The organism is Pseudoalteromonas sp. S3178, from assembly GCF_005886985.1.
GTDB classification, from domain to species: Bacteria; Pseudomonadota; Gammaproteobacteria; order Enterobacterales; family Alteromonadaceae; genus Pseudoalteromonas; species Pseudoalteromonas carrageenovora.
Genome location: NZ_PNCW01000042.1, coordinates 1 through 15,174, shown reverse-complemented (window position 1 = coordinate 15,174; position 15,174 = coordinate 1). Strand labels below are relative to the sequence as shown.

At 40.2% G+C, this 15,174-nt stretch carries 12 protein-coding genes; 5 read left to right on the top strand and 7 right to left on the bottom strand.

The annotated features are described in order from the left end of the window. Window positions 1–222: 222 nt before the first annotated feature. From greA to dapB, 4 genes are all read right to left on the bottom strand, one after another. Complete coding sequence (gene greA, locus CWC11_RS12950) at window positions 223–699, bottom strand: transcription elongation factor GreA (protein WP_058549162.1); 477 nt, start codon at window positions 697–699, stop codon at window positions 223–225. 47 nt (window positions 700–746) lie between these two features. Continuing rightward, entirely contained in the window at window positions 747–3,965 is a 3,219-nt protein-coding gene (gene carB, locus CWC11_RS12945) for a carbamoyl-phosphate synthase large subunit (protein ID WP_138683016.1), read from the bottom strand. 16 nt (window positions 3,966–3,981) lie between these two features. Continuing rightward, window positions 3,982–5,118: a glutamine-hydrolyzing carbamoyl-phosphate synthase small subunit gene (gene carA, locus CWC11_RS12940; protein WP_138683015.1), complete on the bottom strand. Its 1,137-nt coding sequence runs from the start codon at window positions 5,116–5,118 to the stop codon at window positions 3,982–3,984. Window positions 5,119–5,481: 363 nt separating this feature from the next. Then, window positions 5,482–6,285: a 4-hydroxy-tetrahydrodipicolinate reductase gene (gene dapB, locus CWC11_RS12935; protein WP_138683014.1), complete on the bottom strand. Its 804-nt coding sequence runs from the start codon at window positions 6,283–6,285 to the stop codon at window positions 5,482–5,484. A 354-nt stretch (window positions 6,286–6,639) separates the two neighbouring features. Between dapB and CWC11_RS12930 the strand changes: the two genes are divergently transcribed. The 3 genes from CWC11_RS12930 (at window position 6,640) to CWC11_RS12920 (ending at window position 10,042) form a co-directional block, all read left to right on the top strand. Continuing rightward, complete coding sequence (locus CWC11_RS12930) at window positions 6,640–7,953, top strand: Na+/H+ antiporter NhaC family protein (protein WP_138683017.1); 1,314 nt, start codon at window positions 6,640–6,642, stop codon at window positions 7,951–7,953. Window positions 7,954–8,084: 131 nt separating this feature from the next. Then, a complete protein-coding gene (locus tag CWC11_RS12925) occupies window positions 8,085–8,873 on the top strand; it encodes a nucleoside-binding protein (RefSeq protein WP_138683013.1) in 789 nt (262 codons plus the stop codon). 152 nt (window positions 8,874–9,025) lie between these two features. Then, window positions 9,026–10,042: an alpha/beta fold hydrolase gene (locus CWC11_RS12920; RefSeq protein WP_138683012.1), complete on the top strand. Its 1,017-nt coding sequence runs from the start codon at window positions 9,026–9,028 to the stop codon at window positions 10,040–10,042. Window positions 10,043–10,153: 111 nt separating this feature from the next. On the opposite strand, the gene CWC11_RS12915 is transcribed toward CWC11_RS12920, so the two are convergent. Then, window positions 10,154–10,951: a M48 family metallopeptidase gene (locus CWC11_RS12915; RefSeq protein ID WP_138683011.1), complete on the bottom strand. Its 798-nt coding sequence runs from the start codon at window positions 10,949–10,951 to the stop codon at window positions 10,154–10,156. A 182-nt stretch (window positions 10,952–11,133) separates the two neighbouring features. Here CWC11_RS12915 and CWC11_RS12910 point away from each other — a divergent pair, with 182 nt between their 5' ends. Beyond that, the gene (locus CWC11_RS12910) at window positions 11,134–12,336 is read left to right on the top strand and encodes a Bcr/CflA family efflux MFS transporter (RefSeq protein WP_138683010.1); all 1,203 of its coding nucleotides are present in this window, start codon (window positions 11,134–11,136) and stop codon (window positions 12,334–12,336) included. 30 nt (window positions 12,337–12,366) lie between these two features. On the opposite strand, the gene grpE is transcribed toward CWC11_RS12910, so the two are convergent. Together grpE and CWC11_RS12900 are read right to left on the bottom strand one after the other, a co-directional pair. Next, on the bottom strand, window positions 12,367–12,981 hold the full coding sequence (grpE, locus tag CWC11_RS12905) for a nucleotide exchange factor GrpE (RefSeq protein WP_104642409.1): 615 nt from the start codon (window positions 12,979–12,981) through the stop codon (window positions 12,367–12,369). A gap of 58 nt (window positions 12,982–13,039) precedes the next feature. Next, a complete protein-coding gene (locus tag CWC11_RS12900; protein ID WP_138683009.1) occupies window positions 13,040–14,005 on the bottom strand; it encodes an HrcA family transcriptional regulator in 966 nt (321 codons plus the stop codon). Between the two features lie 154 nt (window positions 14,006–14,159). On the opposite strand from CWC11_RS12900, the gene nadK reads away from it, so the two are divergent. Further along, on the top strand, window positions 14,160–15,044 hold the full coding sequence (nadK, locus tag CWC11_RS12895) for an NAD(+) kinase (RefSeq protein WP_138683008.1): 885 nt from the start codon (window positions 14,160–14,162) through the stop codon (window positions 15,042–15,044). Window positions 15,045–15,174 lie beyond the last annotated feature (130 nt).

Genomic DNA, 15,174 nt, shown 5'->3' with positions numbered 1-15,174 from the left:
TGATCTATTTTGAGGATGGATAAACGTGTTGATAGCAAGGCAAAAAATTCGCTATTTAGTTGTTCTAAATGAGAATTTTTTAACGCAGATAGCGACACGTTTAGCCCCTGAAAATGATTAAGTAATATTGCGGATTGGTATTAGTATAGCTATTTATTTAAGACATAAAAAAACCGATGCAAATGCATCGGTTTTTATTTAAACATTACAGTGAGCTAAATATTAAAGATACTCAACGTCAATGATTTCGTACTCAACGTCGCCTTTTGGCGTTTTAATGGTTACAGCATCATCTGTTTGTTTACCAATTAAACCGCGCGCGATAGGCGAATTAACAGAAATTAAGTTGTTTTTAATATCTGCTTCATCATCCCCTACAATACGGTATTTTACTTCGGCATCAGTTTCTACATTTACGATAGTCACTGTAGTGCCAAAAATAACTTTACCCGTATTAGGCATTTTAGTTACGTCGATAATTTGCACATTCGAAAGCTTCGCTTCAATTTCTTGAATACGACCTTCACAAAAACCCTGTTGCTCACGCGCTGCGTGGTATTCAGCGTTTTCTTTTAAGTCACCATGTTCACGTGCAATCGCAATATCATTTACGATTTTAGGACGGGTAACTGTTTTTAATTCGTTAAGCTCTTTGCGCAGTAAATCTGCGCCACGAACTGTCATCGGAATTGATTGCATACTTTTCTCACTTAACACCAAGGCCTTAATGGCCTTGGTACATTTCCTTAGTTCAATCGCTGGTGTAGCTCTTGAACTGACGTCACTTTACTACGGTCGTCTGCTTGGTTAGCAGTACAGTTAGCAAATGCCGCGTTCAAGGTTGTCGTGTAGTTGGTTTTGTTTTGCAATGCACCACGACGCAACACCTTCGAATCTTCGATCGCTTGGCGACCTTCGGTGGTATTTACGATATAGCTGTACTCTTTATTCTTGATGTTATCAAGAATATGCGGGCGGCCTTCATATACTTTGTTTACACGGCGTACTTCAATACCAGCTGCTTTTAGGGCTTCAGCAGTGCCACCGGTTGCATCAATTTCAAAACCGAGGTCTGTCATGGTTTTGGCTAATTCTACAATACGAGGCTTATCGCTATTACGTACAGATAGTAACGCGCGACCACCGCGTGGTAAAGTGTTGCTTGCACCTAATTGTGCTTTAGCGAACGCTTCGGCGAAAGTATCGCCAACACCCATCACTTCACCTGTTGAACGCATCTCTGGGCCACGGATAGGATCCACACCTTGGAACTTAGCAAATGGTAAAACTACTTCTTTAACGCTGTAATATGGAGGAATGACTTCTTTAGTAATGCCTTGGCTTGCTAAAGACTGACCTGCCATACAACGCGCAGCTACTTTTGCAAGTGCAACACCGGTTGCTTTTGATACAAACGGTACTGTACGTGCTGCACGCGGGTTAACTTCAATTAAGTACACTTTGCCATCTTTTACAGCAAACTGTGTATTCATTAAGCCAACTACGCCAAGCTCAAGTGCCATATCGGTTACTTGCTTGCGCATTACATCTTGCACTTCTTGAGATAAAGAATGTGCTGGTAATGAACATGCTGAGTCACCTGAGTGAACACCCGCTTGCTCAATGTGCTCCATGATACCGCCAATAATTACTTGCTCGCCGTCACAAATTGCATCAACGTCAACTTCAATTGCGTTATCTAAGAAACGGTCAAGTAATACTGGAGCTTCGTTAGAGGCTTGTACAGCTTCGGTCATGTAGCGACGTAAATCTTGCTCGTCGTATACAATTTCCATTGCGCGGCCGCCTAATACGTACGATGGGCGCACAACCAGTGGGAAACCAATTTCAACTGATTTAAGTAGTGCTTCTTCAGTTGATGTTACCGTTGCGTTCTCTGGCTGTAGTAAATCAAGACGCTCTACTAACTGTTGGAAACGCTCACGGTCTTCTGCACGGTCAATCGCATCAGGTGAAGTACCAATCACTGGCACGCCATTCGCTTCAAGCTCACGCGCTAATTTAAGTGGTGTTTGACCACCGTACTGCACGATTACGCCTTTTGGTTTTTCAACACGGACGATTTCTAGTACGTCTTCAAGCGTAATTGGCTCAAAGTATAAACGATCAGATGTGTCGTAATCGGTAGATACCGTTTCAGGGTTACAGTTAACCATGATGGTCTCGTAGCCGTCTTCACGAAGCGCAAGGGCTGCGTGTACACAACAGTAATCAAATTCAATACCTTGGCCGATACGGTTAGGACCGCCACCGATAACCATGATTTTGTCTTTGTCTGTTGGGTTTGCTTCACACTCTTCATCGTACGATGAGTACATGTAAGCTGTGTCTGAGCTAAATTCTGCTGCACACGTATCAACACGTTTGTACACTGGCACAATGTTTAGTTGATGACGTTTTTTACGAATTTCAGCTTCAGAAACACCGGCAATTTCAGCAATACGCGGGTCGGCAAAACCTTTACGCTTAAGTTTGCGTAAAAAGTCTGCATTTAAGCCAGCCATACCTACGTCACTAATTTTAGCTTCGTCTTTTAAAATGTCTTCAATTTGCACTAAGAACCAGCGGTTAACTTTAGTCAGTTCGTAAACATCTTCAACGCTCATACCATGGCGCATTGCATCAGCAATATACCAAATACGCTCGGCGCCTGGCTCGCGTAATTCACGAATTATTTTTTCACGTGCTTTAGGGTCATCAAGTGCCACAATTGGGTTAAAACCCGTTGCGCCAACTTCAAGACCACGTAATGCTTTGTGTAATGACTCTTGTTGGTTACGACCAATTGCCATTACTTCGCCTACTGATTTCATTTGCGTTGTTAAACGGTCGTTAGCACCGGCAAATTTTTCAAAGTTAAAGCGAGGTATTTTAGTTACAACGTAATCAATTGAAGGCTCAAAAGACGCTGGTGTTTTACCGCCAGTAATATCGTTTTGAAGCTCATCAAGCGTGTAGCCTACTGCTAGTTTTGCTGCAATTTTAGCAATTGGGAAACCCGTTGCTTTAGAAGCAAGTGCAGATGAGCGTGATACACGTGGGTTCATCTCAATGATAACCATACGGCCATCTTCTGGATTAATACCAAACTGTACGTTAGAACCACCGGTTTCAACACCAATTTCACGCAGCACTGCCATAGAGGCATTACGCATAATTTGGTATTCTTTGTCGGTTAATGTTTGTGCTGGAGCAACCGTGATTGAGTCGCCTGTATGCACCCCCATTGGGTCAAAGTTTTCAATAGTACACACAATGATACAGTTGTCTTTTTTGTCACGAACAACTTCTGTTTCGTACTCTTTCCAACCAATCAGTGATTCATCAATCAATAATTCGTTCGTTGGCGATAAGTCTAAACCGCGCTCACAAATCTCTTCAAACTCTTCCATGTTGTAAGCAACACCGCCGCCGGTGCCACCCATGGTGAAAGAAGGACGAATGATACACGGTAAGCCAATACGGCTCATTGTATCTTTAGCTTCTTCCATTGAATGAGCAATTTCAGCACGAGGACATTCAAGGCCAATGTTCTTCATTGCTACGTCAAAGCGTTCGCGGTTTTCTGCTTTGTCGATTGCATCAGCTGTTGCGCCAATTAGCTCAACGCCGTGCTTAGCCAGTACACCGTGCTTGTCTAAATCAAGCGCACAGTTTAACGCTGTTTGTCCACCCATTGTAGGGAGTACTGCATCTGGCTTTTCTTTTTCAATAATTTTTTCTACCACTTCCCAGTGAATTGGTTCGATGTACGTTGCATCGGCCATTTCTGGGTCGGTCATGATAGTTGCAGGGTTTGAGTTAACTAATATAACTCTATAGCCTTCTTCTCTAAGTGCTTTACACGCTTGAGCACCAGAGTAATCAAATTCACAAGCTTGACCAATTACAATTGGGCCTGCGCCTAAGATAAGAATGCTTTTTATGTCGGTACGTTTTGGCATTATTACTCCAGTTAAATTAGTTGTTACGCGCTTGCATCAAGTCGATGAAGTGGTCAAATAATGGGGCTGCATCGTGCGGGCCTGGGCTTGCTTCTGGGTGACCCTGAAAGCTAAACGCTGGTTTATCTGTACGATGAATACCTTGAAGCGTGCCGTCAAATAACGATTTGTGCGTAGCACGTAAGTTACTTGGTAATGACGCTTCATCTGCAGCAAAACCATGGTTTTGTGCGGTGATCATTACTACGTCACGGTCTAGATCTTTTACTGGATGGTTACCACCGTGGTGGCCAAATTTCATTTTTGCTGTTTTAGCACCTGAGGCAAGGGCTAATAACTGATGACCTAAACAGATACCAAAAATAGGCGTGTCGGTTTCTAAAAAGGCTTTAATTGCATCAATAGCGTAAGTACATGGCTCAGGATCGCCAGGGCCATTAGATAGGAATATACCATCTGGGTTTAAAGCAAGCACATCGGCTGCTGAGGTTTGCGCTGGCACGACGGTTAATTTACAACCGCGATCAACTAGCATACGTAATATATTACGTTTAACACCGAAGTCGTAGGCAACAACATGAAACTTTTCATCAGCGGTATCTAGGGTTTTAAATCCTTCGCCTAATGCCCAGCTTGATTCGCGCCACTCAAAATTTTCCTTGGTTGAGACAACTTTTGCTAAATCCATACCTTTTAAACCTGGGAAGGCTTGCGCGGCTTCTAACGCTTTGTTTTCGTCTAGCTCGCTACCAGCGACAATACACCCGTTTTGTGCGCCTTTGTCGCGCAGAATACGTGTTAGCTTTCTGGTGTCGATGTCCGCAATACCTAAAATATTACGTTCTTTTAAGTAATCATCTAACGATTGCTCGTTACGAAAGTTACTTGCTAGCAGTGGCAAATCACGGATCACTAGGCCTTTAGCCCATATTTGATTCGCTTCTTCGTCTTCGCTGTTGGTACCCGTATTACCGATATGTGGGTACGTCAAAGTTACGATTTGTTCCGCGTATGATGGATCAGTCAAAATTTCTTGATAACCAGTCATAGACGTATTGAATACTACTTCACCGACTGACATGCCGTCAGCGCCGATTGCAGTACCGCGAAACACTGTGCCGTCTTCTAGGACTAACAGAGCGGATTTAGTCAAGTTAAACCTCCTAACAGTAAAAAACGGGAGTAAGCAATTGCTTAGCACCCCGCCAATACCCAGAGGGATCGTCAAAACCAGATTTTTGTGAGCTTAAATTGTTTTACGCAGTCTTAAATGATGCCGATATAAAACGCTAAACCTTCAATCATTTTTTCTTGCCTAAAACTCTTTTCATTCCCACTGAAACCCCTGGTTTTACTAGCCACTTGGGTATAATTGGAAACACGCATTTAGTAATTTTTGGCAAATTGGCTGCATTCTACATTAAGTTACTATTTAGGTCTAACACTATTTGGTAAATTGTTACAAACAAGTCGCTTTAGGTGAAATTAGACCCAAACAGGTAAAAAAGTAACTAAACTACTTAAGATCAAGCACATCTTGCATATCATAAAGTCCTGCCGGTTTATTTTGCAACCAGCATGCAGCCCTTACAGCACCTAGTGCAAAGGTCATTCTTGAACTTGCTTTGTGGGTTAATTCGAGCCTTTCGCCCATTGTGGCAAAGTATGCGGTATGTTCACCTACTATATCTCCACCTCTTAGTACCGAATAACCTATTTCATTTTGCGATTTAGCCGTTTCTACTTGGCTGCGGTCGTATACTGCAACATCGTCATGGTTCCAGCCCTTTGCATCTGCAATTGATTCACCAATAGCTAAAGCAGTACCCGATGGTGCATCTATTTTATGACGATGGTGCGCTTCAAATATTTCTATATCTAAATCATCGCCAAACTTAGTAGCTGCTGTTTGTACCAAATTTAATAGCACGTTTACGCCAACACTATAATTGCGGGCAAATACAATCGGAATGTGCTTTGCCGCATCGTTCAAAAGCGCCATATCATCAGCGTTCAGCCCTGTGGTACCAATTACCATAGGTAGCTTTTGCGCAACCGCTGTTTTTAAGTGATTACGCATACCTTGTGGCAATGTGAAGTCGATTAACACATCTACATTATTCACTTCGCTTTCAACACTAAAGCTTACAGCGCTATCGGCTGCACTATTTACTTGATTTACATTAATACCTAATAACGATGAACTGCTACGAACGTATGCGCCTGTAAGTTGTGTTTGCTCTTTAATTGTCGCGGCTTCTAATAAGGCTAAGCCCATTCTGCCGTTAGCACCAAAAACACCTATTCGATTTGTAGTCATGGTTTTTACCTAATTTAATTTGAATCCGTTTATTAGCCATATATCCGGACATTGCAAAATACGCAGGTGGGTATTTTTATGCAGCTGGATAAATATTAATCGCTGAAAATCGCGTTGCTTTATAGATATTATCTAAAAGTCATGCAATAGTCAGGTGACCTTTTAATTTTATAATAATAACAATACCAGTTTACTTTAGCCATCTATACATTTAAACTTCTCTTTCGCGTCGATTTGGTCTTTGGCTTGCGGACGCTGCGGCTAACAACTTTTTAAAATAAAAAGTTGTACTGCTAAATTCAGCTAAAAGAGGAGTTTTGGCTGTGATAAATTTTACTGGTTATGAGGAATATGATGCAGCCATCATTTAATAAAAACAAAGCAATACTTTCTTTACTCCCCCTACTTACCTTTGTAGCGCTATTTTTAGGCTCAGGTTTATACTTGCAATCGCAAGGGGTTGATTACGCGTTTTACCAACTCCCCGCACCTGTTGCTATTTTGCCAGCCATTATGCTTGCGTTTATTTTAAATAAAGGCACGGTAAATCAATGTGTAGAAACCTTTATTAAAGGTGCTGGACACAACAACATTATTACCATGTGTTTAATATACTTACTTGCGGGTGCCTTTTCGGCTGTGGCAAGTGCAACCGGTGGTGTTGATGCTGTTGTAAACGCAGGTTTATCGCTTATTCCTCCCGCTTTGTTACTACCAGGCTTATTTTTAATTGCTGCGGTTGTATCTACGGCTATGGGTACTTCAATGGGTACTATTGGTGCTATAGGCCCAATAGCTTATGCGGTATCTATTAAAACAGGCATCGACCCTGCATTAATGGCCGGTACTATTGTATCTGGCGCTATGTTTGGCGATAACTTATCTATTATTTCTGATACCACTATTGCAGCTACTCGTACGCAAGGCTGTGAAATGAAAGATAAATTTAAAGAAAACTTAAAAATAGCCGTGCCCGCAGCCGTTCTCACCATCGCGTTATTATTATATTTAACACCTGCACCACAAGCCGTAGAAACGAAAGATTACGATTTGTTATTAGTACTGCCGTATGCCTTTATTTTAATACTGGCTGTTGCGGGTATGAACGTATTTGTAGTGTTATTTAGCGGTATTGTTTTTGCTGCTTTAATGGGCTTTACCGGCAGCTATGAAGGTGCAAGCTTTGTAAAAGACATATACAAAGGCTTTACTGATATGCAGGAAATATTTTTACTTTCTATGTTTATTGGTGGCTTATCTGAATTTATTCGTATTAATGGCGGCCTTGATTATATTGCTCAAAAAATTCAAGCGATTACTAAAATAATCGCTAAATGGCATCGTAAAGTGGCTGATCAACTAGGTATTGCGGCTTTAGTTTTAACAAGTAATGTGTGTATAGCTAATAATACGGTTTCTATTATTGTTGCCGGCCCTATTGCTAAAAAGCTTGCTGATGACGGCGAAATAAGCGGTAAGCGCTCTGCAAGTTTACTTGATATATTTGCCTGTGTAACGCAGGGTTCACTGCCTTATGGCGCACAAGCCTTATTACTCGGTGCTACATTTAAAATTAGCCCGTGGGAAGTATCTACTTCATCATACTACTGCTTTATTTTAGCGTTTACGGCAATTACTATAATCTGTTTGCGCCGCAACAAAGCATAACAAACGAGTCTTTATATGTTGCAGCTAAACAAGTAAGCTGCAACATATGTTAAAATAACACTCTACATATCAATCACTTTTGCTATAATGCGCGCCTTCGCGTGTCACTAAAATTATAGTTAAATACAGATATGAAATTTAAAAAATTACTTCCTCTCGTTACCCTTTCATCAATTGCTTTATCGTCTTCTGCTTTTGCCGCTAATTGGAGCAGCACAGCATTACATATTAATAATGGCGATCAAAAAAACCCATTTACTGAGCAAGAGTCGGATACCACTGTTTACTCTATTCAACATGCATCGGGTTACGATTACGGCGATAACTTCTTTTTTATCGATTACAGTAAAGACGATACAACTGACGGCTATCAAGATAGCGATTTTTACGGCGAATGGTATTCTACGGTAAGCTTATCGGCCATTAGCGGTGAAAAAATTGGCGCAGGCGCATTATTAGATGTTGGCCTTACCGGCGGTATTAACGTAGCTGGCGACGCTAAAATGATGAAATACTTGCCGGGCGTTAAGTTAAGCTGGGATGTACCCGGGTTTAACTTTTTTCAAACGTTAGTAACAGCCTACATTGACGACAGTGAAGGTGTAGCCAAAGGCGGCGCACCTATTGAAACAAATAGCTGGATGCTTGATGTTGCTTTTGAATACCCTTTTACTATTGGCTCACAAAAATTTAGCTTTAAAGGCCACGCCGAATATATTGCTGAACGTGAAGACGAATTTGGTAACGATGTAGAAGCGTGGATACTCGCACAGCCTATTTTAGTATGGGATATGGGTCATGCATTTGAAATGAAAGAAAATACCTTACTACTTGGTATGGAGCTTCAATACTGGCACAACAAGCTAGGTACTGAGGTCACAGAGTCAGTTCCGCAAATACATGTAGAGTGGACATTTTAAGCAATCACACTGCGTTAAAATTACATAAAAAGGAGCCCTATTAAGTGCTCCTTTTTTTATGCCATGAAAAGTATTTAATTGAACAGTGTTTAATACTTAGCTATTGTCGTACTTCATTTAAGCCACACGCTTGCCTTACTAGGAGTATCAACATGTCATCGATTAAAGTTATTTGTTTTTCTGCTTTGTTAGCTTTAACTAATAATGCTTTAGCAAGCAGTGAAGTAAATACAGAGTCTCTATCTTACGATGCGCTTTTAAGCAGTTATCAATATGATTTTAAAGTAAATTACTTTAGCGTTGAATCACAAAAGCAGTCTCTTAAAATGGCGTATATTTACCTAAAGCCTACCAAAGAAAATATGCCTACTGTAACGCTTATGCACGGTAAAAACTTTAATGCTGATTATTGGACGACTACAGCGCAGTACCTACAATCACTTGGCTTTGGCGTGTTAATTCCTGATCAAATTGGCTTTGGTAAATCATCTAAACCCACCAACTATCAATATTCTTTTGCTGCCCTTGCCCATCATACACATGCGTTAATTGACTCTCTTAATTTAAAAGAAACGATTGTAGTTGGCCATTCTATGGGCGGTATGTTGGCAAGTCGCTTTGCATTAATGTACCCAAGCACAACAACTAAACTAATTTTACTTAACCCAATAGGGCTTGAAAACTACTTACAATATGTAGATTACAAAGATACTAATTTTTTCTATAAAAACGAATTAGCAAAAACACCTGAAGGTGTTAAACGTTATCAACAAAAAAACTATTACGATGGAAAGTGGAACGCCACATACTCAGCATTAACCGACTTTATTACAGGGCAAATACAAGGCCCAGATAAAGAGCAAATGGCGTGGGTTAACGCTAAAACGTACGATATGATTTTTACACAACCGGTAATTACAGAATTTAAAGACTTTACTGTGCCAGTTAAGTTAATTATTGGCACCCGCGATAGAACAGGGCCCGGCCGAAACTGGAAAAAAGACGGTGTAGATTATGAGCTCGGCCGTTACGATAAATTAGGCAAAAATGCTGCATCGCTTATCCCTAATGCTAAATTATATGAGCTTGATAATTTAGGGCATTTACCACAAATAGAAGATTTTGAACGCTTTAAAACTGTATTTAAACAAGCACTTGCTGCTGAATAACCACGCTTAAAAAATAAAACAAAACCCCTGTAGGTAAAATACTTACAGGGGTTTTATATTAATTACGCATTAATACTAAACGTGTACAACTTTAACTAATAAAACGCATAACTACAGTGTGCACTGCGGGTTTTTGCCTTGAGATTTAGCGGTGCTTTGCTCACTAAGAGCTTTGCTCATTTGCGCTTGTAAATTTTTAATGCGGTTACTTGGCGCTGGGTGAGTAGATAAAAACTCAGGGGTTGTACCGCTGCCTGCGGCGCTCATATTTTGCCAAAGCGTTACCGACTCTTGTGGGTTAAAACCGGCCTGAGCCATTAAATCTAAACCAATTTCGTCTGCTTCAGATTCATGTGAGCGGCTAAAAGGTAAAACAACACCGTATTGTGCGCCTAACCCTAGACCCTGCATTATTTCGTTACGGTATTGAATATTGCCCATTTCAAGTGCAGCGCTACCTAATTGCATTCCAGTATCTAAAATTGAGCTTTGTGAAACACGCTCATTAGAGTGCTCTGCTATTACGTGCCCGACTTCGTGCCCTAATACTGTTGCTAACTGGTCTTGATTGGTGGCTATTTTTAATAAGCCCGTATGTACACCAATATAACCACCAGGTAGTGCAAAAGCGTTAGCAGATTCATCTTCAAATACCACTACTTCCCAATTTTGCGACGCATATTCTTGAGGTAAAACAGCGACTACTTTTTCAGCAATACAATTTACATAAGAATTTGTTTTAGCATCTTTATTTATTGGCTGAGACGTTTTCATTTCGGCAAAGCTAGCGGTGCCCATTTCACTCATTTGTTGATCTGAATAAAGTGCAATTTGCGTACGTCCTGTTGGTGATGTTTTACAGCCTGCTAAAACTGCAGTTGCTAATACGGCAAGTACTAGTTTTTTCATGGTATTTTCTCTCAAGTCGTTATTTTTTATTGTGTGTAGAATAGCAAACACAGTGCCAGTTTAGAATCTTTGCACTGTATTGCTTGATAATTTATTTTTATTAACTTAGCAAGCTAAGTTTATACACCCCCAATGCCCTGTTACACTATAGGCCTTGTTTTTAGTGATTGTTGAGTTTATTCATGGACGCCTCAGCCTCGTCTTTTAATACCCGTATTTTATTACCTTTATTAGCCAGTATTGTGGCAATTACTCCTTTGGCAATAGATATGTATTTACCCGCCATGCTGGTAATTGCGAACGATTTACAAACCAGCATGCCAAATGTACAAATTTCGTTAAGTATCTATTTGGCGGGTTACTCATTAGGTATGTTATTTTTTGGCCCTATAGCCGATCAAATTGGCCGCAGAAAACTCGCGCGTATTGGCTTAACTTTGTTTAGTATAAGCTCTGTAGCACTGGCATTTACCACTGAAATACATACCTTTTGGGCACTAAGGGCTGTGCAAGCATTTACAGGTGCAGCAGCCACAGTGGTTGTGCCAGGTGTAATTAGGCATATATATCAGCAAAATACGGCTAAAGGTATGTCGTATGTGTCAATGATTATGATGGTAGCGCCGTTAGTTGCTCCTTCTGTTGGCTCATTTATATTAGGGTTTTCTGTTTGGTCTAGTATATTTTTAGTACTGGCAGCTTACAGTTTTGTGATCCTTGCGTTTGTACAAGTGCATTTAATTGATATACCCATTCACACAAACGAGAAAAAAGGCCTAGCCCTATTTTTTGATAGCTATAAAACCGTGCTTAGTAATAAAGATGCTCGAGCAGACATTTTAAGCTCTATGTTTGTATCATTTGGTTTTTTTTGCTTTTTAACCTCAGTACCATTTATATATTTAGATTTATATAAAGTATCTGAGCAATTGTTTGGTGTGTTATTTGCCTTTAACGTTATGGCACTTATGTTTGGTAACTTTTTAAACACCCGAATTGTACCAAGGATTGGCTCTCGTAAGATGCTGTATATAGGGCTTGCTTGCGGGTTTATATCTGGGCTGGCGCTACTAACTTTTAGTTTATTACACCTCTCTTTATATTATATTGTGGCTGCCATTGCGCCGTTGATGATGAGTTTAGGGGTGACCGCAAGTAATGCCGACTCACTAATATTAATGAAATTTGAAAAAAACACAGGAACTGCCACAGCTGTAATTGGCACACTTCGTTTTGGCAGTGGCGCATTAGTTGGACCACTACTTGCGCTAATGCACGCTAAAAGCTCTGTTCCGTTTTCGAGCTTGATGTTTAGTGCTGTACTTTTAACTATGCTTGTGCAGTTAATTCACTACAAATTAGACAAAAAAAATGCCTCAATTTGAGGCATTTTTTAAACGTGTTAAAGGGCTAAATTAAGCATCAGCCGCTTTTGAAACCATAACCATTGCTGGGCGCAATAAACGGCCATTTAACGTGTAGCCTTTTTGCATTACAGCTAATACTGTATTTGGCGTTACATCGTTGCTTGGCTGAATAGACATTGCTTGATGAAAATCTGGGTTAAATTGCTCGCCTTGTGGGTTTACAATTTCAACGCCAAATTTAGCAACGGCATCGTTAAAGCTTTTAACCGTCATATCAATACCTTCTAGTAACGGCTTTAATGTTTCGTTTTCTTTATCAGAAAACTCAATAGCGCGTTCTAGGTTATCAATAACTGGTAGTAATTCGTTAGCAAATTTCTCTAGTGCAAATTTGTGAGCTTTTTCTACATCTTGTGCTGCGCGACGACGAATGTTGTCAACGTCAGCTGCTGCACGTACTACACTGTCTTTTTGATCAGCAATAGTTTGTTTTGCAGCTTCTAGCTCTGCATATAGCATCGCAATTTCAGCTTCAGGGCTTTGCTCTTGATCTGCTTCATGTTGCTCTGCGGCTTCTACTGCTGCTTCAACATCAGCTTCCATTTGAGCTACTTCTTCGTTTAGTTCTACTTCTTGCTCAGGGTTTTTTGTCTGCTCAGACATAAAATACGTGCTCCAATTCTTTACAACTGCGGTAATTATGGGGATTGAATAAAAAGATTCAAGAGTTAGATGACTCTAATAATTTAAATTCTTGGATTATTTCTTCAATTTGCGCCGATTTAGGGCAAATTACGCAAAAGCGGCTTTGGTATTCTTGATTTTGAAAATACGGAACACTAAGCACAATAAGTTCATCGCACTCTGTAAAAGGTAATTTACCCGTATTTAAAACCGATACACCATTTTTAAAGGCAAGCTTATCTTCAACAAAATTTAAAAACGACACGCCAATATTTAGATTTTGTTCGCAGTCTATTTTTTTATATAAATAGTTTTCACCCACTACAATGCTGTTATCAGAACCTAGCTTTTGGCTAAGCTGACGCGTCCACTGAGTTAATGAATCGTGGCAATTATTAGGTGCAGTATTAGCCATAGCCTGCATTCTATAAAGGCCTTCCATTAGGGTTTGCTGGCTAAAAACGGTATTTAACCACGTAGCAAATTGATAACGTACGCTATCTGAAGAGTCATGCGGTTTATCAATACAAATATTATGACTCTGCCCTGCTCTATCTATTAATAAAATAAGCCAATCCGTTGAGTCAAAATCAAGTACTTCTACTCTAAACACTTGCTGAGAGCTTGCTTGGGGTAACCCAACGCAACAACACACTTGATACTTTTGACTAAGTCCGTGTGCTAGTTCAACTAATTGTGCTTGCTCAGGTTGCCAATAATTTGCAATATCACCGAGCGTAAAATATTCATCAAACCAGTAATCAAACCCTTGTGTTGTAGGGACTCGGCCCGCAGAAGTATGAGGCGAATAAAGTAAGCCAATTTTTTCAAGTCGAGCCATCGCGTTACGTACCGTTGCCGAACACACTGCCATACCTTTAAGTTTAGCAATTTTTGTTGACGGAACTGGGAGGCCTTCACCATTACAGTACATGTTCATAACAGCTGAAAAAATTTGCTGATCTCTTGGGTTTAGTTTCATGTTATCTACATCTTGTTGCATGAAAGAGATATCGGGGCATTTGGTTGTAATTCAAGTCACTTACTTAACTCATTAGCAATAAAATTGAAGGTTTGTAATATTGCTATAATCTGTATTTTCAAACACTTCTCTTTTGGGTTACTCTACGAATATTAACTCTTTATGTGCGTACATTATGGATTCAACTTTTAAAACTATTGGCCTTATTGGTAAACCTAATCACCCTGGTGCAGCAGCAACACTTCAGCGATTACATACTTTTTTACTCGCGTTAGGTTTTGAGGTAATAGTAGAAAAACGTACAGGAAGCCAGTTAGACGATATCCCTCAAGATAAACTTGTTAAATTAGTCGACTTAGGCGAACAAGCAGACTTAGCTATAGTAGTTGGTGGTGATGGCAATATGTTAGGTGCCGCTCGAGTACTGGCACGTTTTAATATAGCGGTAATTGGTGTTAACAGAGGAAATTTAGGCTTTTTAACTGACTTAAATCCAGAAGGATTTGAAGCAAGCCTTGAACAAGTACTTAGTGGTGAGTACCTCGAAGAGAAACGCTTTTTACTAGAGGTAGAAGTATATCGTCATAACGAACTAAAAAGTGCGAATTCAGCGGTAAACGAAGCTGTGCTTCATGCCGACAAAGTTGCTCACATGATTGAATTTGAAGCATTTATTAATAACGACTTTGTGTTTTCTCAGCGTTCTGATGGTTTGATTGTATCAACACCTACGGGCTCTACGGCCTATTCTCTGTCGGGTGGAGGGCCTATATTAACACCCGAGCTTAATGCAATTTCATTAGTGCCAATGTTCCCTCATACTTTATCAAGCAGACCTTTAGTGGTTGATGCTGATAATGAAGTGCGCTTAAAGTTAAGCCTAGAAAACACCGATAGCCTGCAAGTAAGTTGCGACAGCCATGTTGTACTTGCTGTTTTACCTGGCGATGAAGTAGTTATTAAAAAAGCAGATAAACAGCTGCGCTTAATTCATCCTAAAAATTACTCCTACTACAACGTTTTACGTACTAAATTAAATTGGGGCAGTCGTTTATATTAGGGCGCGTTGTTCTTTGGTGGGTGAATTTGCAGCAGTATGTTTGGTTTTTAGGCAAGGCGGAGCCTATGAAGTGTAGTTACTCCCCATAAATAGGCGATAACGCAGCATAAATACCAAACATACGCTGCCC

Excerpts from the sequence above, each read along its gene's own strand:
- CWC11_RS12910 (WP_138683010.1), top strand. The coding sequence starts at position 11,134 with ATGGACGCCTCAGCCTCGTCTTTTAATACCCGTATTTTATTACCTTTA.
- greA (WP_058549162.1), bottom strand. The coding sequence starts at position 699 with ATGCAATCAATTCCGATGACAGTTCGTGGCGCAGATTTACTGCGCAAA.
- CWC11_RS12900 (WP_138683009.1), bottom strand. The coding sequence starts at position 14,005 with ATGCAACAAGATGTAGATAACATGAAACTAAACCCAAGAGATCAGCAA.
- nadK (WP_138683008.1), top strand. The coding sequence starts at position 14,160 with ATGGATTCAACTTTTAAAACTATTGGCCTTATTGGTAAACCTAATCAC.
- CWC11_RS12920 (WP_138683012.1), top strand. The coding sequence starts at position 9,026 with ATGTCATCGATTAAAGTTATTTGTTTTTCTGCTTTGTTAGCTTTAACT.
- CWC11_RS12915 (WP_138683011.1), bottom strand. The coding sequence starts at position 10,951 with ATGAAAAAACTAGTACTTGCCGTATTAGCAACTGCAGTTTTAGCAGGC.
- CWC11_RS12930 (WP_138683017.1), top strand. The coding sequence starts at position 6,640 with ATGCAGCCATCATTTAATAAAAACAAAGCAATACTTTCTTTACTCCCC.
- CWC11_RS12925 (WP_138683013.1), top strand. The coding sequence starts at position 8,085 with ATGAAATTTAAAAAATTACTTCCTCTCGTTACCCTTTCATCAATTGCT.
- carB (WP_138683016.1), bottom strand. The coding sequence starts at position 3,965 with ATGCCAAAACGTACCGACATAAAAAGCATTCTTATCTTAGGCGCAGGC.
- grpE (WP_104642409.1), bottom strand. The coding sequence starts at position 12,981 with ATGTCTGAGCAGACAAAAAACCCTGAGCAAGAAGTAGAACTAAACGAA.
- dapB (WP_138683014.1), bottom strand. The coding sequence starts at position 6,285 with ATGACTACAAATCGAATAGGTGTTTTTGGTGCTAACGGCAGAATGGGC.